The sequence below is a fragment of the Acinetobacter sp. TUM15064 genome, from assembly GCF_008980265.1.
Classification (GTDB): domain Bacteria; phylum Pseudomonadota; class Gammaproteobacteria; order Pseudomonadales; family Moraxellaceae; genus Acinetobacter.
This window is the reverse complement of the sequence record NZ_BKFU01000031.1, coordinates 1-19,055: the sequence shown is the minus strand read 5'-3', so window position 1 is coordinate 19,055 and position 19,055 is coordinate 1. Positions and strand designations below refer to the sequence as shown.

General features: G+C 40.3%; 18 protein-coding genes. 13 read left to right on the top strand and 5 right to left on the bottom strand.

The window, feature by feature from the left end:
* Positions 1 to 8: 8 nt before the first annotated feature.
* Entirely contained in the window at positions 9 to 1,733 is a 1,725-nt protein-coding gene (locus GBI16_RS10600; protein ID WP_151707044.1) for a GMC oxidoreductase, read from the top strand.
* 121 nt (positions 1,734 to 1,854) lie between these two features.
* Here GBI16_RS10600 and GBI16_RS19115 read toward each other — a convergent pair whose 3' ends face one another.
* Entirely contained in the window at positions 1,855 to 1,932 is a 78-nt protein-coding gene (locus GBI16_RS19115; protein WP_110974979.1) for an LPXTG cell wall anchor domain-containing protein, read from the bottom strand.
* Positions 1,933 to 2,102: 170 nt separating this feature from the next.
* Here GBI16_RS19115 and arsC point away from each other — a divergent pair, with 170 nt between their 5' ends.
* From arsC to GBI16_RS10575, 4 genes are all read left to right on the top strand, one after another.
* Entirely contained in the window at positions 2,103 to 2,537 is a 435-nt protein-coding gene (gene arsC / locus GBI16_RS10590) for an arsenate reductase (glutaredoxin) (protein ID WP_151707043.1), read from the top strand.
* Between the two features lie 34 nt (positions 2,538 to 2,571).
* Positions 2,572 to 2,892, top strand: coding sequence for a metalloregulator ArsR/SmtB family transcription factor (locus tag GBI16_RS10585; RefSeq protein ID WP_086208593.1), 321 nt, complete (start codon positions 2,572 to 2,574; stop codon positions 2,890 to 2,892).
* Between the two features lie 111 nt (positions 2,893 to 3,003).
* Entirely contained in the window at positions 3,004 to 4,053 is a 1,050-nt protein-coding gene (gene arsB, locus GBI16_RS10580) for an ACR3 family arsenite efflux transporter (RefSeq protein ID WP_110974948.1), read from the top strand.
* Positions 4,054 to 4,544: 491 nt separating this feature from the next.
* Positions 4,545 to 5,342, top strand: a complete 798-nt coding sequence (locus GBI16_RS10575; RefSeq protein ID WP_086208591.1) for an undecaprenyl-diphosphate phosphatase — start codon at positions 4,545 to 4,547, stop codon at positions 5,340 to 5,342.
* A 754-nt stretch (positions 5,343 to 6,096) separates the two neighbouring features.
* Here the strand turns inward: GBI16_RS10575 and chrA are convergent.
* From chrA to namA, 3 genes are all read right to left on the bottom strand, one after another.
* Positions 6,097 to 7,449: a chromate efflux transporter gene (gene chrA / locus GBI16_RS10570; protein WP_086208590.1), complete on the bottom strand. Its 1,353-nt coding sequence runs from the start codon at positions 7,447 to 7,449 to the stop codon at positions 6,097 to 6,099.
* A gap of 2 nt (positions 7,450 to 7,451) precedes the next feature.
* Complete coding sequence (locus tag GBI16_RS10565; RefSeq protein WP_086208589.1) at positions 7,452 to 8,372, bottom strand: chromate resistance protein ChrB domain-containing protein; 921 nt, start codon at positions 8,370 to 8,372, stop codon at positions 7,452 to 7,454.
* A gap of 653 nt (positions 8,373 to 9,025) precedes the next feature.
* Positions 9,026 to 10,102, bottom strand: a complete 1,077-nt coding sequence (namA, locus tag GBI16_RS10560) for an NADPH dehydrogenase NamA (RefSeq protein ID WP_151707042.1) — start codon at positions 10,100 to 10,102, stop codon at positions 9,026 to 9,028.
* Positions 10,103 to 10,214: 112 nt separating this feature from the next.
* On the opposite strand from namA, the gene GBI16_RS10555 reads away from it, so the two are divergent.
* A complete protein-coding gene (locus GBI16_RS10555; protein WP_151707041.1) occupies positions 10,215 to 10,634 on the top strand; it encodes a helix-turn-helix domain-containing protein in 420 nt (139 codons plus the stop codon).
* A gap of 49 nt (positions 10,635 to 10,683) precedes the next feature.
* Here the strand turns inward: GBI16_RS10555 and GBI16_RS10550 are convergent, their stop codons facing one another.
* Complete coding sequence (locus GBI16_RS10550) at positions 10,684 to 12,594, bottom strand: sigma 54-interacting transcriptional regulator (protein ID WP_151707040.1); 1,911 nt, start codon at positions 12,592 to 12,594, stop codon at positions 10,684 to 10,686.
* A gap of 232 nt (positions 12,595 to 12,826) precedes the next feature.
* Here GBI16_RS10550 and GBI16_RS10545 point away from each other — a divergent pair, with 232 nt between their 5' ends.
* The 7 genes from GBI16_RS10545 to GBI16_RS10515 are packed head-to-tail and all read left to right on the top strand — an operon-like array spanning position 12,827 to position 18,662.
* Positions 12,827 to 13,309: an MSMEG_0572/Sll0783 family nitrogen starvation response protein gene (locus GBI16_RS10545; RefSeq protein WP_004638761.1), complete on the top strand. Its 483-nt coding sequence runs from the start codon at positions 12,827 to 12,829 to the stop codon at positions 13,307 to 13,309.
* 27 nt (positions 13,310 to 13,336) lie between these two features.
* Positions 13,337 to 14,329, top strand: coding sequence for a Nit6803 family nitrilase (locus GBI16_RS10540; RefSeq protein ID WP_151707039.1), 993 nt, complete (start codon positions 13,337 to 13,339; stop codon positions 14,327 to 14,329).
* Between the two features lie 33 nt (positions 14,330 to 14,362).
* Positions 14,363 to 15,442: an MSMEG_0568 family radical SAM protein gene (locus GBI16_RS10535; RefSeq protein WP_151707038.1), complete on the top strand. Its 1,080-nt coding sequence runs from the start codon at positions 14,363 to 14,365 to the stop codon at positions 15,440 to 15,442.
* 10 nt (positions 15,443 to 15,452) lie between these two features.
* Positions 15,453 to 16,016 (top strand): MSMEG_0567/Sll0786 family nitrogen starvation N-acetyltransferase, encoded by a 564-nt coding sequence (locus GBI16_RS10530; protein WP_151707037.1) that lies wholly within the window; start codon positions 15,453 to 15,455, stop codon positions 16,014 to 16,016.
* Positions 16,016 to 17,062, top strand: a complete 1,047-nt coding sequence (locus GBI16_RS10525) for a sll0787 family AIR synthase-like protein (protein WP_151707036.1) — start codon at positions 16,016 to 16,018, stop codon at positions 17,060 to 17,062. Before GBI16_RS10530 ends, GBI16_RS10525 begins: the two co-directional genes overlap by 1 nt.
* The gene (locus GBI16_RS10520; protein ID WP_086208581.1) at positions 17,050 to 17,340 is read left to right on the top strand and encodes an MSMEG_0570 family nitrogen starvation response protein; all 291 of its coding nucleotides are present in this window, start codon (positions 17,050 to 17,052) and stop codon (positions 17,338 to 17,340) included. The genes GBI16_RS10525 and GBI16_RS10520 overlap by 13 nt, the downstream gene beginning before the upstream one ends.
* An 8-nt stretch (positions 17,341 to 17,348) precedes the next feature.
* Positions 17,349 to 18,662 carry an MSMEG_0569 family flavin-dependent oxidoreductase gene (locus GBI16_RS10515; protein ID WP_404814598.1) on the top strand — a complete coding sequence of 438 codons (1,314 nt, stop codon included), beginning with the start codon at positions 17,349 to 17,351 and terminating at the stop codon, positions 18,660 to 18,662.
* Positions 18,663 to 19,055 lie beyond the last annotated feature (393 nt).

Sequence of the window (19,055 nt, the reverse complement as noted above, 5' to 3'; positions counted from 1 at the left end):
TTAATAGGATGAATGATCAGGATTTTGACTATGACCAAATTGTGATTGGTTCGGGCTTTGGTGGATCAGTCAGTGCATTACGCTTGAGTGAAAAAGGCAATACGGTTCTGATTTTAGAAAAGGGCTTGAGACGAGGCGATCAAGATTTTCCTGAAACGAACTTAGATACTAAAAATTATCTGTGGGTACCTGAGTTGGGGTTTAAAGGCACATTACAATTCACTTTTACCAATAAAACCACAATTATTCATGGCGTTGGTGTTGGGGGAGGGTCACAAATTTATGCCAATGTGCATTTAATTCCATCAGATGAAGTATTTGAGTCTGTAGCATGGACCAAGATTCGTGCTGATTGGAAGGAAACGCTAATGCCTTTTTATGGATTGGCACAGCGCATGTTAGGTACAGCCAATAATACTTATACTAACGTGGCTGATGAGACTTTAAAGCAAGTTGCAGCTGAAATGGGTTATGCACGTTCATTTAAAACAGTAAATACAGGGGTGTTCTTCCCACAATCTGACGGAAAAAAGCAAAAACTGGTCAAAGACCCTTATTTCAATGGTGCAGGGCCTGACCGGCAAACTTGTAACTACTGCGGTAGTTGTATGTTGGGCTGTCGCAATAATGCGAAAAATACGCTTATGAAAAATTACCTGTATTTTGCGGAGCGTAATGGGGTTGAAATCCGGCCTAGTTCAGAAGTTCTAAAGATCATTCCTTTAAGTGAAGATGGTCGTGCAGGTTATGAAATCATCGTCAAAGAAACCTTAGGAAAACAAGTTCGTCAATATAGCTTACGCAGTCGAGGTGTGGTGCTGTCTGCGGGAGTCATGGGGACTGTACCGCTCTTATTAAAAATGCGTGATCAGTATAAAACACTACCAAACATTTCACCGTTATTGGGGCAGGAAATTCGCACCAATTCAGAAACGCTGACCACAGCAAACAATACTCGTGAAAAATTGGATGATGGTGTCGCGATCAGCTCGTTCATTTCAGTAGATGCAGATACCAATATTGAAGTGACCCGTTTTCCAGAAGGTTCAGATGGCTCTTGGATTTATGTGCCTTATGTTCCGATGGTCACAGGACAAGGCTTGATGCGTATTGTGAAATTTTTACTCAATACGCTGTTGCATCCATTGAAAACTTATAAAGTTTTGCGTCCAAAAGGGAAAGCCCGAAGTTCAGTTTTACTCTTGGTAATGCAGAAGTCTGAGGCCTTTATTCACCTAGAATGGCGTAGAAAGTGGTATCGCTTGTTTAGAAATGGCATTAGTGCGGTACAAAAGCCAAACGATACGCCACTCACCGTATCTTTTCCTGCGGCTGAAAAAGCTACGAAGCTATTTTCTGAGAAGCTAGGCGGTGAACCAGGTTCAGCATTGACCGAAATTTTATTAGGGACACCGATGACAGCACATCTTATGAGTGGTGTGGCGATGGGGAATGATCGTAACAATGGTGTGGTGGACTTTACAGGTCAAGTATTTGGTTATCAAAACTTAAGGGTGATAGATGGTTCAATCGTACCCGGCAACTTAGGTGTGAATCCCTCTCTGACCATTACTGCATTGTCTGAGTTTGCCATGAGTCAAATCCCTGTATTCTCCGCTGAGCGTGCAGCCTCTATTCAGCGTATCGAGTTCAGTCAGCCTTTGGATGGACAAGTATCTGCATTGACAGGCACAGGGGATTTAGCCAGTGCATTAAGCCCTATCTATAACTGATAACTAGTGGGTGTAACGTGATTTAGTCTGTACTTTGAATAAGGGAGCGCTTGCTCTCTTACAGATACTGGATAATTTGATTCATTGTGCAACTGAGACTAGAGCATCCCAATAACATGGCTCATTTTTTCTTTTTATAAAATATAACCAGTAAAATCAAAATAATCATTAAGATCAACAGAATCATGAAGGTTTCCATGGCTTGACCTCACACAATTGGGTTTAATCTTATTTTAACACGGACCTTGAAAAATGATTCAACTTGCGTTGTTTTATTTCTAGATTCAGTTAGATATTTTATATATGGAATTGCATATATATGAATATACGTATATAACTGTGCTGAAAAGATAGGCAGAGTTTGTTGGCATGACGAATACATCAAAAGTTAAGATTTATCACAACCCCGACTGCGGGACATCGCGTAATACATTAGCGCTCATTCGTAATGCACAAATTGAACCTGAAATCATTGAATATTTGCTGACACCTCCATCGAAACTAGAACTCATTCAGCTCATATCAGATGCAGGTTTAAAGCCTAGAGAAGCCATTCGTCAGAATGTTGAACCTTATCGTGAGTTGAGCTTAGAGCGTGAAGATTGGACTGAGGAACAATTGTTAGATTTTATGCTTCAGTATCCGATTTTAATTAATCGTCCTTTTGTGGTGACAGAATTAGGCACCCGATTAAGTCGTCCCTCAGAAGTGGTTTTAGAAATTCTGCCCCGGCCACAAAAGGGCGCGTTTAGCAAAGAAGATGGTGAGCAAGTGATTGATCAAGATGGGCAACGTGTGAACTAGAAATTTATTTTGGATATATCAAAGAGAAATGAAAATGGATCAAGTTAGTTTTTTCAAATGCTTATCCGATGAAACACGTTCTAATATTGTGGCTTTAGTCGCGAAGAATAAAGAGTTATGTGTTTGTGACCTGACTGAAAAATTACAGCTTAGCCAGCCTAAAATTTCTCGACATTTAGCTTTATTACGTTCTTCAGGGCTATTGCAAGATCGACGTCAAGGTCAGTGGGTGTACTACAGTATCCATCCACAATTACCCATGTGGTGTCAGGAGGTTCTCAATATTTTGATTACACATCCAACGAGTCAGTTTGTAGTCATACAAGAACGAGCTACACAGAGTTGCTGTGAGTAAATATAGGTGAAGCATCGTTTAGATGTTTGATTGTTAAGAGATATAGCGCATGTATCTGATACAAAATCCATTGCGCTTATCCAACAAATTCAGAGATTGAATGAGAACATTATGGTTCAGCAAAAGTTGTCTTTTATAGATCGTAATTTGACGTTGTGGATTTTTGTCGCCATGGGGTTGGGAATTGCTATAAGTGTTTTTTTCCCGCAAGCCTCTATAGCGTTGGATAACATGCGTGTAGATTCAGTCAATATTCCTATTGCGATGGGATTGATTTTGATGATGTATCCACCGCTTGCAAAAGTGGATTATGCAGCACTCCCTGACGTCTTCAAAGACAAGAAAACACTGATACTATCGTTGGTTCAAAACTGGATTATTGCTCCCGTGTTGATGTTTGCTTTGGCTATTCTTTTTTTGCATAGCTATCCAGAATATATGACAGGTTTAATCTTGATTGGTTTAGCTCGTTGTATTGCGATGGTCTTGGTTTGGAATGGTTTGGCCTGTGGAGATAATCAGTACGTAGCCGCTTTGGTTGCATTTAACAGTATTTTCCAAATTTTGTTTTTTAGTACCTACGCATGGTTATTCCTGAGTTTTTTACCGCCTTATTTCGGCATTGCGGGACAGGTGATTCATGTTGATTTTTGGACTATTACCCATGCCGTACTGGTGTATTTGGGGATTCCATTCTTCCTCGGTTTTATTACGCGCTTGGTTTTAGTGAAAGCTAGAGGCTTGTTGTGGTATCAAACTACTTTTTTACCGAAAATTAGTCCTTTAAGTTTACTGGCCCTCTTGTTCACGATTGTAGCCATGTTTAGCCTCAAAGGGCATGATGTGGTGAGCTTACCGATGGATGTTTTACGTATTGCTATTCCCTTGACGATTTATTTCGTTGTGATGTTTTTTATCAGCTTCTTTATGAGCAAATGGATGGGGAATGATTATCCGAAAACTACAGCTATCTCATTCACTGCTGCTGGTAATAACTTTGAATTGGCTTTGGCTGTTGCAATTGCCACTTTCGGTTTAGCATCGCCTGTTGCTTTTACTACGGTGATCGGCCCCTTGGTTGAAGTTCCTGTTTTAATTGCTTTGGTTAGTGTTTCGTTGTGGTTAAGACAAAAAGTATTTTCAAACGGTGTCATGGGTTGATTCTTCTAAGACCCAAACAGGTTGTATATATAAGCCTCATTGAGAGTAAGTCTGTGGTTTAGATCTTTACGGCCTCTTTTGTAGTGTTGACTGACAACATGACATGGTTGCATTCATTAGTTGAAATACTTTCGTACGGATGTTGAAAGCTATTTATATAGAATCGTAAAAATACAGAATAGATGAAATACAGGGCGTGTTTAAGCAAACATATAAAAGAGTGCAAGGCGCTTTTTATATGTTTGACTTATTGCAGTTTTTCGGTGTTTTTTGTCGCATGGACAATGAAGAAAAAATAGTCTTTTAAAATAAACAAACGCACTATCTAAAACTTTTAAGATTGTATTAATATTTACGACTTTAAAATAGTCGCTATTTATGCTGGTGAACTAGACTTGATGGGTTGATGTTTTAAATAAGAAATGTAGATTTTTCCTATTTGGCTATTCAATTAAGCATGATGAATACAATATTTTTAATTTGGTTAAAGCATGGAAAACATTGAATTTTTAAAAGCGCTCTTCTTGGGCTTCATTGAGGGACTGACTGAGTTCCTGCCTATTTCAAGTACAGGGCATTTGATTTTATTTGGGCATATCATTAACTTCCATTCCGATGATGGTCGAGTTTTTGAAGTCGTAATTCAATTGGGGGCTATTCTTGCGGTATGTTGGTTATACCGCAAGAAAATTTTAGATTTATTAAAAGGCTTCTTTAGTGGTGATCGAGAAGCGCGTCACTTTGCAACAAGTGTCATGATCGCTTTCTTCCCTGCAGTCATTATTGGTGTGTTTGCTGTTGATTTTATTAAGCAGGTTTTATTTAGCCCGATGGTGGTAGCTGTTGCTTTGATTATTGGGGGCTTGATTATTTTTTGGGTTGAATCAAAGCAATTTGAGCATAAAACTACAGAAGCCACAAAGATTACTTTTAAGCAGGCACTGCTGGTGGGTTGTGCACAATGCGTTGCCATGATTCCAGGTACATCGCGTTCTGGTGCCACCATTGTCGGTGGTATGTTTGCTGGGCTCTCCAGAAAAGCAGCGACAGAGTTTTCGTTCTTTTTGGCGATGCCTACGATGCTCGGTGCTGCGACATTTGACTTAGTCCGTAACGCAGATGTGCTGACTCAAGATAACATGGTCAGTATTGTGTTGGGCTTTATTGCTGCGTTTATTTCAGCATTATTTGTTGTCAAAGCACTGGTGCGGTTTGTTGAAAAACATACCTTGAGAGTCTTTGCTTGGTATAGGATCATACTGGGTATTATTATTTTAATTGTTTTGTAGAACATAGAAATACCTAAAAGAAAAGCAGCGATTTCGCTGCTTTTCTTATTAGAGTGAGATAATTTTTTTACTCAATATTATTTTTGAAAATCATGATGTCGTGTTTCTAAAATGAGTTTTGTGAGTTTTAACACGAATTTATAAAAACAATTCTTTGATTGAGCTACAGTGAAAAACTTAGTAAATAGGGCAATATTGATCAGTTAAGAATTCTCATATTAATCTTCTTTACTTTTGAGCTATGTGCCTCACTGTTCCAAAGCCCAATCGGGGGAGAGATGATGTGTTATTAAGAATGTTGGTTACTGTGAAGAAAGAGAATAAAAAATAATAGGGTTTTAACGTTTGAGGGCCAGGCTTTGTTTAGAAAGCACTAACTAGTGCGATATTGTTCAAATAGCTTTAGTTCAAGTTCGAAGTTGAATACCGGGTTTGCTTAACTGGGAGGAAATCATGCTTGGGACGAAGTTTACCAAGGAAGAAATTGTCCTTATTGAAAAGGAGTTTCCGCCATGCGTAAGGCTAATTCAGCAATGGGAAAAATGGTTCTATAAAACAAATCATGACTGAGTTATGAGCAGACATGGAGATGAGCTTTATTATCTTGGAAGCGTGCTGAAAAACTAAGGACGAGAAAGAGAGCTACTAAAATGAAGTTGCTGTATATCCGTAGCAGTGATGAGGGTATAAAAAGTTTTGTGGGATTGATTGCATTGAATCCCACAAAAGATCACATTTATTCAGTCTAAATGCATTAAAGAAATGTAAAGCAAAGCAAGCCAATTAACGCTGAAGCTGCTAGGACATACATGACTTTAAGCTCAAAATAGAACAGTCCAATCAGGGCTGCAAATGCAATTAGTGCAGCAACAACATCAAAAGAGCCGTTAAATCCTGTTGGCCAAAGTACATGATAAGAAAAAAATAGGGCAAGGTTTAGAATCACACCAACCACAGCTGCTGTAATTGCAGTTAACGGGGCTGTAAATTTAAGCTCATTATGTGTTGATTCGATAATCGGTGCCCCAGCCAAGATAAAAATAAAAGAAAAAAGGAAAGTAAACCAAGTGACAAGCGTTGCTCCAATAGCTCCTGCTAAGAATAGATGATCTGAGCCTAAGAGTGCTTGGTTAAATGCTCCCAAAAAGCCAACAAATGCGACAACCATAATTAAAGGACCTGGCGTACTTTCACCTAGTGCCAAACCATCTATCATTTGAGTCGGACTTAACCAGCTGTAATAGCTCACAGCACCCTGATAAACATAAGGCAATACTGCATAGGCACCACCAAAGGTGAGCAGGGCTGCTTTAGTGAAGAACCAAGCCATTTGGGTGTAAGTATGATCCCATCCCAGCGTCAAGCTTAGGCTCAGGATTGGAATAAACCACAGTAGACCACCAATGAGCAGAATACTGCCCAAACGTTTCCAGCTAAAGATTGCATGTTCAGGTGTAGGAGTATCATCATCAATTAAAGCACGACCATAATCTTTTTTACTCTGCTGGTGTGCGTTTCCACTAGAAAATAGGTTTGGATATTTTTTACTGGTTAGATAACCAATGATTGCGGCAGAGAGCACAATTAAAGGAAAGGGTAAGTTGAAGAAAAATATAGCAATAAATGAAAGAGCTGCAATCAGCCATAAGAATTTATTTTTAAGTGATCGGCTGCCGATTCGATGCGTCGCATGAAAAACAATAGCAACCACAGCAGGTTTAATGCCGTAAAAGAGGCCAGCAATAATGGGTACATCACCAAATTTTACATAAACCCATGAAAGACCGATTAAAATAAATAGCGATGGTAGTACAAAAAGAATCCCAGCAACTAAACCACCGACGGTTCTATGCATTAACCAACCGATATAAGTTGCTAATTGTTGTGCTTCAGGGCCTGGTAAGAGCATACAATAGTTAAGTGCATGCAAAAATCGCTTCTCTGAAATCCAACGCTTTTGTTCAACCAGTTCTTGGTGCATGACCGCGATTTGACCTGCGGGTCCCCCAAAACTAATAAACCCCAATTTAAGCCAAAACAGAAAGGCTTGCCAAAATGAAACAGTTTGGATGTCTGTTTCTGGGGAGGGAATCTGTTCGTGTTGCATGATTATTCTCTGGATAGGTTGGCGTATAAGCCATCAAATATATGATTAGATAATTCAAATAGTTGGTCATCATTGTTTATTTGGCTTCGAAGACCTTGCATGACTTTTTCAATCCCTATTGCTTCAGGCGGTTCAATCCCACCCACATCAAGGTAATGCACAATTTCAGCAATTTTTTGGAGTGCTGGTGTTTCTAAATTAAAACTATGTAAAAGCACTTCAAAGGTGACCCAGTGATTGATGTGGCTGAATCTTGCGCCATCAAAATCGAATCCTAATGCGTGTTCTGGGCAGTCAGTTGGATGCTCTAACCAAATAAATGTAGGTGTGGCGTCAATAAAAGTCTTAATTAGCCATGCAGAAGCTAAGCGATCAATCCAAGGTCTTTGTCGGGTTGCCCAACATTGATTCTGATAGTTCGCTTTGTTTAAGACTTGAATGTAGGCTTGTCTTGCTTTGGGTTCATTGACTTCACCTAGACGTGCAATTGCGAGTTCCAATAATGAAAGTTCATTGAGGACCTGTGCTTGAGTCTCATCTGGATAATAGTCAATATCTACAAGTGCATTGATCCCTTTTCTGAGTTTACGAACTTGCTTGAGTAACTCTTTCTTTTCATCTTGAGTTAAGCGATCTTTTAACTCTATTAATTGTTTATAAAGAGCATCATATTCTTCTTTTCGACTGAAAATAGTCACAATATCCAAATTTGCAACCGATTCAGCGTTAAATACATAGGCCGTTCCTTGCTCTGAAACAACATCATGAACGATAGGATCAAATTTTTCGCTATGAGTCATAGGGAGGATATAGACACCATCTCTAAGGGTTGCGGCCCCACTTGCCTTCAGCGATCGCCATACTCTCATGCGTGTGGTTGTGTTCTGTGTGGGAAGTGAGGATATGAGTAAGGATATTTTCATGTTATATACTCAACATATTTTGTTGAGTATATTATATTTTTTGATTGTTTAGATCATAATTTCTGCAAAGAATATCTATAAAACGAATATAGCCTTGTTTTGTTGCACAAATATTTACAAGCCACTGGTGGAGCTAACATATTCAAATTTAACTGACAAAATGGGATTTATTTCAGGTAAATGAGAGATAGCAACACAGAGCTCGTAATGGCTGATGAAGTTTTGATGCTTATAGACGATCAGTTTATAATCCAAGGTTTGATTCATTTCATTTGGTTGTTTAAACCTAAATGGTGATGTAAACGATCAGCTATCATTCAAGTTTTTCATGCTAATTGCATGATCACATTTGAGTTGTTCATTTTATTGTTCAGTAAATTTTCATCTTATTCTAAGATAGCACCTTCTTTTTTGATGAAATTAATAGACTAAATTTTAAAGGCTATACGCCATAGGATTTCTCTACGTGATTGAGCACTATGTTTTTATTGGAATAGGAGGCTGTAAGAGCATATCTTCAAGTACTTGAGTGTTACTTGTCTTATTGTGTTGATATTCTTTAAATTTTTAATCTAAGCTTTTACTATCAATATGCAAAACTGCAAGTGAATAGGGAAATGAAGGGAAATGTTTTCCCTTCATCTTAGCAATATTTATTGTTCAACTGTTTCAGTTAATGGCACTACTTCTGGTTTTGGCATTGTGCGCTGCCAAGCTGAACCATAACGGGTATATTGAGAGGGAACTGTAATTGCAGTTTTTAGATCGTCTGCTGCTGTACGTGCCCAGAACGGGTCTTTTAACATCTCACGACCAACCAGAACAATATCAGCACGACCATTTTGTACAATCTCTTCAGCTTGACGACCCGTTTCAATTAAACCTACCGCACCGGTCATGATCTTAAGTTCTTTACGCAATAATTCAGCCGCAGGCACTTGATAATTCGGGTAAGTATTGACTGGAACCATCGCAATACCACCTGATGAGCAATCAATTAAATCAATATCTTGTTCCTTCATCCATTGTGCATAGATCAGAAAATCTTGCGGTGTATTGCCACCTTCAACATAATCGGTTGAAGAAATTCGTAAGAATAATGGACCATCCCATTCACTGCGAACAGCATCAATCACTTCTCGAACGATACGGTAGCGGTTTTCATGGCTACCACCGTAAAGATCAGTACGTTTATTCGCAAGTGGTGATAAAAATTCATTGAGTAAATAACCATGTGCGCAGTGAATTTCAATTACATCAAAGCCGGCTTTTTTTGCTCTTGCTGCACCTAAACGAAAGGCTTCAACCACTTCTTTGATTTGTTCAATACTCATCTCATGTGGAACACGCGATTCAGCAGTAAACGGAATTGCAGAAGGGGCAATTGAGGGTAAATCAATCCCTAGTTGACGACCTGCATGACCGAGTTGAGCACCTGCTTTAGCACCAAAGCGGTGAATTACATCGACCACTCGAGCCAAGCTTTCAATATGACTATCCTTCCATATGCCTAAATCGCCAGGACCGATCGGGCCATTGGGCAGTACAGAAGCAGTTTCTAGCATGATGAGCCCCGCGCCACCTAAAGCACGTGCGCCATAATGCACGATATGAAAATCAGTGCTATGCCCATCAGCTGTAGCAGAGTGCATGCACATTGGGGACATCGCAATACGGTTTTTAAACTCTGTATTGCGGATGGTAATCGGTTGGAATAACAGTGCGGACATCGTCCTCTCCAAGAATCTGTTTTACTTCGATGAGGGGATGATACATACTGTTTTTTTGTGTTTATACACTAAAAAAATTCCCATACTTACCAAAAGGTAACTGTAAAGTATTATGAAGAAACTGCGTAATTATGATTCTGCTCCGGGCTGTTCGATGGAGGCAGCACTGCATATTTTGGGTGGAAAGTGGAAGGGTGTAATTTTATTTCATCTGTTTAAGGATGGAACTTTACGCTTTAGCGAGTTGCAGCGTCATTTAGTGAGTATTAATCAGCGCTTACTGACCAAACAATTACGTGAACTTGAAGAAGATGGGCTGGTGATCCGCCATGTTTATCCTGTTGTTCCTCCAAAAGTTGAATATTCATTAAGTGATGAAGGGAAAGAATTACAGCATTTAATTATGGAACTGAGTCTTTGGGGCAGAAAATGGCTAGAAAGGCGAGGGATGAAAACAGCGATTGATGAAGATTTGGATGCGCTAAAAGAAATGTTTACCAAAACTGAAATTTTGGATGGATTGGGTGAGTAAACACAGGCTTTGATGATGGTTTGAGCCAGTATATTGGAGTAAATATGGCTCAATACTCAATCCCTAATTTTTTTAATTTTGAAATCAGTGTGGTGGGATTCATACCTAACTGTTTAGCTGCACCCTCATCACCAAAAATTTTACCTTCACATTGTTTGATTGCCAGTTGGAGATTTGTCATTTCTAACTGTTTAAGCTGTTGTATTGTCAGGACTTGCTCGATTGCTACGGTTTGATTGTGCTGTAGGACTTGAGAGGATTCTTGTTCAAGCAAATATTGGAAAGAAACAGCCCCGTGTTTGGCAGTGATTAATGCACGTTCCAACACATTCTGTAATTCACGAATATTACCCGGCCAGTCATAGCGTTGCAGTTCGAGGATATGCTTTTGTGAAAAAGGTAAATAAGGCACTTTACGATTTTCACTGATCAATTTGGTAAAGTGCGAGACCAGTAAAGGAATGTCCTGTTTACGTTCGCGTAATGCAGGAGAATGAATTGGGAATACATTCAGACGGAAATATAAGTCTTCACGGAAGTTTTTAAGCTTCACTTCTTCTTTTAATTTTCGATTGGTGGCGGCAATAATCCTGACATCAACCTGCCGTGTCTTCTCTTCGCCAATTCTTTCAAAAGTCCCTTCCTGCAAGACTCGGAGCAATTTGCTTTGTAATTCAAGTGGGATTTCACCAATCTCATCTAAAAATAAAGTCCCTTGATCGGCGAGTTCAAAGCGTCCAGCCCGATCACGAACTGCGCCTGTAAAAGCCCCTTTTACATGTCCGAAAAATTCACTTTCAAATAATTCAGAGGGGATTGCTGCACAGTTCACACGAATGAGTGGATGCTGTTTACGGTGGCTGGACTGATGGATAGCGCGTGCAATGAGTTCTTTCCCTGTTCCTGATTCTCCGTAGATCATGACATTGGCATCAGTGGGTGCAACCACTTTTATTTTTTCAATAATTTGTAGAATAGCAGGGCTATTGCCTACAATTTCATGATATTGATTTTCTTGTAAAATTTCTTCTTGTAGATATTCATTTTGTTGTTCTAGGCGGCTTTTTAAATCTTGTAACTCCTCTAGCGCATGGGTGAGCTGTTTTTCAGTATTTAAACGATCGCTAATATCTCGGAAAACCACCACAGCACCAATGATTTCACTGTCACGGATAATCGGTGTACTGGTAAATTCGACTGGAAAATAGCTACCATCACGTCGCCAGAAAACCTCTTGAATGCCTTCATGAACAATACCATCATGCACCGCAGCATAAATTGGACAATCTTCAACAGGGTAGTGTGTTCCATTTTCATGGGTATGATGATGAACTTTATGAATATTTTTACCAAGAACATCTTCGGGTTGTAAGCCAAGCATTTTTGCACCAACAGGATTAATAAAGGTACATAGTCCTTGCTTGTTAATACTGTAAATACCATCACCAACGGAACTGAGTAATAAATGTTTGCCTGTATCTGAGTCAATAAACAGCTCTTGTAAGGCTTGCCATTCTTTTAGCCCTGCACGAATGACCTTGTCCGCATTTTTGTTCAATTGGCGTAATTCTAGATCTTTGACATCGACCAATGACCAAATGAGTAGATTTTTATTTTTATAAGGCAGACGAATGGCGGTGACATCGAGTTGTATTTTTTCATGTTCTTTATCAAAAGCATATAGCTCATTGTTCCAAGCATAACCCTTGCTGAGTGCTTCATCTGTAAATGCCATCAGATGTGGCAATTGATTGATGTGTCCAAAAACAGAAGTAACTGTTTTTGCAATCAATTCATATCGTTCATAGCGTAATAATTGAGATGCGCTAATATTCAGATCAATAAAGCGATTTTGATGTGGGTCGATCACGATTAATGCTTGAGAGGTATGTTCAAAAGCAAGCGGACGAATTGAATCTTCAGAAGACGCCCAATCAGAAATAAAGTCGATATTATTCATACTATGAAAAATCGTAATCTTGACTATGAAATTCCATAATACTACGAAAAACCGTAGTTATTCAACACATTCTTATTTTTATAAAGCGCCCTTAAATAAATAATAAAAATATATTTTTCAATAACATAAAAATTTTAAAACAGCATTTTAATCATGTTGGCATGGCTCTCGCAATAACACGGATAGACCAAAACAGTTGGTTGAATTGAAACCGTAGATATGAGGAACGGCTATGCCTAAAGTAGATATTGAACAATACAAAGATGGTGATTTTCTTGTCGATTATGAAGAAAAGGTATTTGAGGATGTAAAAGCTCAGCCGGGTGAAAAAGCATTGGTGACGTTTCACACCGTTGCCTTTGAAGGTTCTATTGGCTTGGTCAATGTCTTACAAGCAAAACGATTATTACGCAAAGGTTTTGAAACCAAAATTTTGCTTTACGGTCCGGGTGTTCAGTTGGGGGTACAACGTGGTTTTCCAACATTGGGTGCAGAAGCATTCCCAGGACATTTGGCGGTCAATAATCAATTAAAAGCATTCATGGCAGAAGGCGGTGAAGTCTATGCCTGTCGTTTCGCCTTGCAAGCACTTTATGGACAAACTGAAAAAGCTTTAATGGAGGGAATTCGTCCGATTAATCCTCTCGATGTGATGGATCTCAAACTTTTGATGCGCCGTGACAATGCATTAATTATTGATACGTGGACTGTTTAAGTATTTAAGAAAAAAGGGGAATAAGTCATGAACCAAATCATTAAAGCGGCGGCAGTTCAATGTAGCCCTGTGTTGTATAGCCAAGCGGGTACAGTCAAGAAAATCTGTGACACGATTTTGGAGTTGGGGCAGCAAGGTGTGCAATTTGCCGTATTTCCTGAAACTGTTGTGCCTTATTACCCTTATTTTTCTTTTGTGCAACCACCGTTTGCCATGGGTAAAGAACATTTAAAGCTATTGCATGAATCGGTTGTCGTGCCATCGGCAGCAACAACTTTAATTGGACAGGCATGCAAAGAAGCGAACATGGTGGTTTCTATTGGTATTAATGAGCGTGCAGGCGGCACGATTTATAACGCTCAATTGTTGTTTGATGCGGATGGTTCGATTATTCAGCATCGCCGTAAAATTACCCCAACGTATCATGAACGTATGGTGTGGGGGCAAGGCGATGGCAGTGGTTTACGTGCGATAGATTCTGCTGTAGGACGTATTGGGTCGCTGGCATGTTGGGAGCATTACAACCCTTTGGCTCGGTTTGCTTTGATGGCGGATGGTGAGCAAATTCATGCGGCGATGTTTCCGGGATCACTCGTGGGGCAGATTTTTGCAGATCAGATCAGTGCCACCATTCAGCACCATGCTTTAGAGTCGGGCTGTTTTGTGGTGAATGCCACAGCATGGCTTGACCCAGAGCAACAACAACAAATTATGCAAGATACAGGCTGTGAACTCGGTCCAATTTCGGGGGGATGTTTTACGGCCATCGTTTCTCCAGAAGGCAAATTTTTGTCTGAACCGATCACACAAGGCGAAGGTTATGTGATTGCCGATTTAGACTTTTCCTTAATCGAAAAACGTAAACGGATGATGGATTCTGTTGGGCATTATAGTCGTCCAGAATTACTCAGTTTGTTGATTGATCGTCGTCCTACCTCAGTTTTGCATGAGTTAAAACTAGAGAATCCATCGAATAACAGCATCGAAAAAGTGTCTGAATTTGCCGAAGTACACGCATAGACACCCCGTTTAAAAAAATAACAGGAGAAGATCATGTCTGCGATTGAATTACTCAGTGATTTGCAATGTAACGGGTTGAAATGGGATGGTGAGGTTGGACTTTCTCGCAAAGGTGGTGCAGGTCCAAGCGATCATAAAGCCATGACCTTGGGTGGTCAGACGCTCATGATTCCAGTGCTAAACCTTGCCTCACAGGATTCTCCTTATACGGGTAAAAAAGATGCTGCAACAGGTGAGGTGATTGTGTTTAAAAACCGCATACCTGTTGCAACGCTCACGTCGCCGACGCGACCACGATTCTATGAGTTAAGTACAGCAGAGGGTATTCCGTATGAACAGATTGCCACATTGCATAGTCATGATGTTCTAGCAACAACGGTGTTGCAGCATTGTATTCGCATGAATGATAAAGCAATGGCATGTCAGTTTTGTTCGATTGATCAGTCTTTAAAAGATGGGCGCGCCATTATACGTAAGCGTCCAGATCAATTGGCTGAAGTAGCGAAGGCAGCTGTAGAACTGGATGGGGTGACTCAGATGGTGCTGACCACAGGAACACCGAATACGCCTGATCGTGGTGCAGCCATTTTATACGACTCAGTTGTTGCGATTAAGGCGAAAGTCGATTTGCCGATTCAAGTGCAGTGTGAACCACCTGATGATTTTGCTTGGTTTCAAAAATTAAAAGATGCAGGAGCGGTGTCCATCGGGATGCATTTAGAAGCCGTAAGCGATCGGGTGCGCAAGCAAATTATGCCGGGTAAAGCAGAAGTATCCCTTGCGTTCTATTTTTCTGCTTTTGAAGCGGCAGTCAAAGTCTTTGGGCGAGGGCAAGTCAGTACTTATATCTTGGCTGGTTTAGGTGATACCGAGCAAGAAATTATCAGCATGACCGAACGTCTAGCAAAAATAGGGGTTTATCCCTTTGTAGTTCCTTTTGTGCCGATACAGGGAACGGCTTTAGAGCATCACCCCAAACCTGATTCAGCATTTATGCAAGTGCTTTATCCCCAAATTGGCGCACAGCTTCGGCAGTATGGTTTGAATTCACAGGACACACAGGCAGGTTGTGCAAAATGTGGGGCTTGTTCTTCCCTCAGAGCTTATGAATAAGGAGTTGATGATGAAATTATCTAACTATGCATGGTTGATTGAGCTCAATGAAGAGCTGAAACAATTTGTCACGGATGACATCATTATCAAAGTTGTAGCAGAAGATTGGGAGCGTCGCCAATATTATCAATTACGTGAAGCAACCTTTCGTGATGAGCAGAAAATTTTAAAAGAAGATCGTGATGAACACGATTTCAAAGCTCTAGCGATTGTGGCGATTGGACAAATATTTGGGGAACATGATCGTGTCATTGGCGCAGTTCGTATTTTCCCCGAAGCTGAACAGACATGGTGGGGCGGGCGTTTGTGTGTTGATCCTATATACCGGCATCAACATGCAATTGGTAAAGCATTGATTAATGCAGCCGTATCCACTGCCAAAAATTTAGGCTGCACCACATTCCTTGCAACGGTTCAGCAACAGAATGAACGCTATTTTCAAAAGTTGTGTTGGGACACTGTACATGAGTTGAATGTTGCAAATCTTCCGCATGTGCTCATGCAGGCACAAGTTGAAAATTACCCATTACTACATGTGGTGATGCAAGCTTATAGCTATAAGGAGGTCTGCTGATGAGACTTTCTGAACTACTATCACAACTGCAAATCACGTCAGCTATGCAGTCTAAGCAAGACATTCATGCGATTAAATCGCAGTTGAATCTGAACATTCAAACTCTACAAGATTTATATGCATTGCCTGCGGATGATGCTGCTGCGATGCCATTCGGTGAACAATATTTATTACATGCTTGTGAAGGAATGCTACCAAGTTTTGTGGCTAATCACCCTTATTTTGCAGGATGGTCTGCGGTGATGGCAAATGTGAGCGATATTGCTGCAATGGGGGGGCGAGTTTTAACGGTGGTGAATAGTTATTGGCATACCGATACACAACGTGGTCAACAGTTATTTGCTGGCATGCAAGCAGCTTGTGATACCTATGGCGTAAAGCTTGTGGGTGGACACACCAATATTCACGCAGATTTTCAACCTACGCTCTCCGTTGCGATACAAGGATTGGCTAATCATTTGCTCTCGGTCTTTCATGTACAAACGGGGCAGAAAATCTTAATTGCACTGAATATGCAGGGCAAATTCCATGAGCAAACCACCTATTGGAAATGTTTTGAACATGTTCCTGCTGCTGTTTTAAGAGCTCAGTTGAATATATTGCCCGAAATTGCAGAACAACATCTCGCGTATGCGGCGCGTGACATCAGTAATGCAGGAATCTTAGGCAGTTTATTAATGCTACTTGAGGCAACTGGATCAGGAGCGAATCTTTGGCTAGACAAAATTCCGAAACCACAACATACCGATTGGCTGAAATGGCTTCAAATTTTCCCAAGTTATGGCTTTTTACTGACGGCAGATAGCGAAGAATGTGAGGACATCATTGAATTATTTGCTTCACAAGATATTGATTGTGCAGTGATTGGTGAGGTCACAGATTCTGGCAAGGTACAGGTTCAGCAGCAGAGTGAACAACAGACTTTTTGGGATTTTCAACAACAGGCTTTTACTGGGCTGAATTATCAAAAAGTCCTCGCGCAAGCTCCGTTTTCCCATCTTTCCCGACATGCACAGCAACAGGAACAAACATTATGCCAAGTGTAAATTTTACCGTGAAATGGCCAAATGGCGAGGTCAATCAATATTACTCACCCTCTAGCATTATTTACGATTATTTGCGGGTTGGGCAGGTGTACAGCTTAACGGACTTTGTGACGCAAGTGGAAAACGGTCTTGAACAGGCTTCTGAACGCGTCCGACTGCGTTACGGTTTTGCTTGTAGTGCTGCGATGGACAATCTCGCCAGTATTAAACGGCACATTAATATTTTGAGCATTCAAGCCCAAGATCAAATCGAAATTATTGACATGACAAACGAATAAGACAGGTGATGACCATGATGCTAGTTGAACAAGCAAAACTTAAATCTGAATATCCAGTGGTGATTATTGGTGGTGGGCAGGCTGGACTTTGTGTCAGCCACTATTTAAAAAAAGCCAATATTGAACATGTAATCTTAGAAAAAGAACCTGAGTTAACTCATGCATGGCGACGTAAACGCTGGGATAATTTTACCTTAGTCACACCTAACTGGCAGTGTGTGTTACCAGAGCATCCGTATATGGGCCATCAGCCTGATGGATTTATGAAAAAAAATGAGATTGTTGAATATTTGGATCAGTTTATTGAAAAGCTCAATCCTCCTGCAATTTTAGGTATTGCAGTTCAGCATGTTGAAAAAGTTGCAGACCAGTCTTTTGTGATTGAAACAGATCGGGGGACGACAACTGCGAAGCAGCTAGTGGTTGCCGCAGGAGGGTATCACACGCCAATTTATCCAAAGCTTTCATCTGCTTTACCTGAAAATGTCACGGTGATTCACTCTGAACAGTATTTTAATGCTGAGCAATTACCCGCAGGTAATGTTTTGGTGGTTGGCTCAGGGCAGTCAGGCGCGCAAATTGCTGAAGACCTACATCTTGCTGGCAAAAAAGTTTATTTATCTACAGGAGATGCACCACGTTGTGCGCGCTTCTATCGGGGTAAAGATGTGGTGAAGTGGCTTTTTGAAATGGGCTATTACGAAACCACAGTCAAAGACCATCGTTACAGTGAGGAAGTTCGGAACAGTACCAATCACTATGTGACTGGACGTGATGGAGGTCGTGATATTGATTTACGTCAATTTGCATTAGAAGGGATGCAATTATTAGGGCGTTTTGAAGACTACAAAGATGGACAATTGGTGTTTCGTCCCGATCTAATGCAAAACTTGGATATGGCAGATGCAACCTATAACCGTATTAATGCAGGGATTGATGCTTATCTTGCTGAAAATGGCATTGAGACAGATGAGCCAACTTCAGTTTATGAGCCTGTATGGACAGCTCAAGCTGAAATTACGGAAATTGATTTGGTTGCGGAAAATATTACTTCCATCATTTGGTGTATTGGGTTTCGACCTGACTATTCATGGATTGATTTAGATTTATTTGAAACAAATGGCTATCCAAAACATGACCGAGGAATCACGCTTGATCCTGATGTCACATTTATTGGTTTGCCTTGGTTACATACTTGGGGCTCAGGTCGCTTTTTAGACATTGCTAAAGATGCTGAGTTTGTTGCGGCGCATATTAAACAGCAGCTCGACACGCCAAATTTAAGATTTAGCCCAGTAGTTGCTGATGCTGTTGAAGTCTAAAAAAGCATGGTATGTGATTAATACCAGTCAGTTAAGCATTTTTAAATCCTCCCTTGCGGAGTACACTCCTCATCCTTTGGAAAAGGAGGGATGAGCAGCATAGCTGCGCAAGGAATCTAAAATTATTTTGAATTCTCAATAGTTCCCCTCTTTTTAAAGAGGGGTTAGGGGAGATTCTTAGATGAATAACTATTAAATTACTCTTAACTGATCAGCATTAATGGCATGTGATCTATTTTGGCAACGATAAAGCGTTGCCAAAATGTCCGCTTTCATTTTATTTATTTGAGATCAAGCGGTGAATAAAATTGTTCACGGAATCTTTTACTTTTAAATTCGCGATTTCAGCAATGGGTAATAATTCCTTGGATTGGAAATATTTTGTATGTAGTG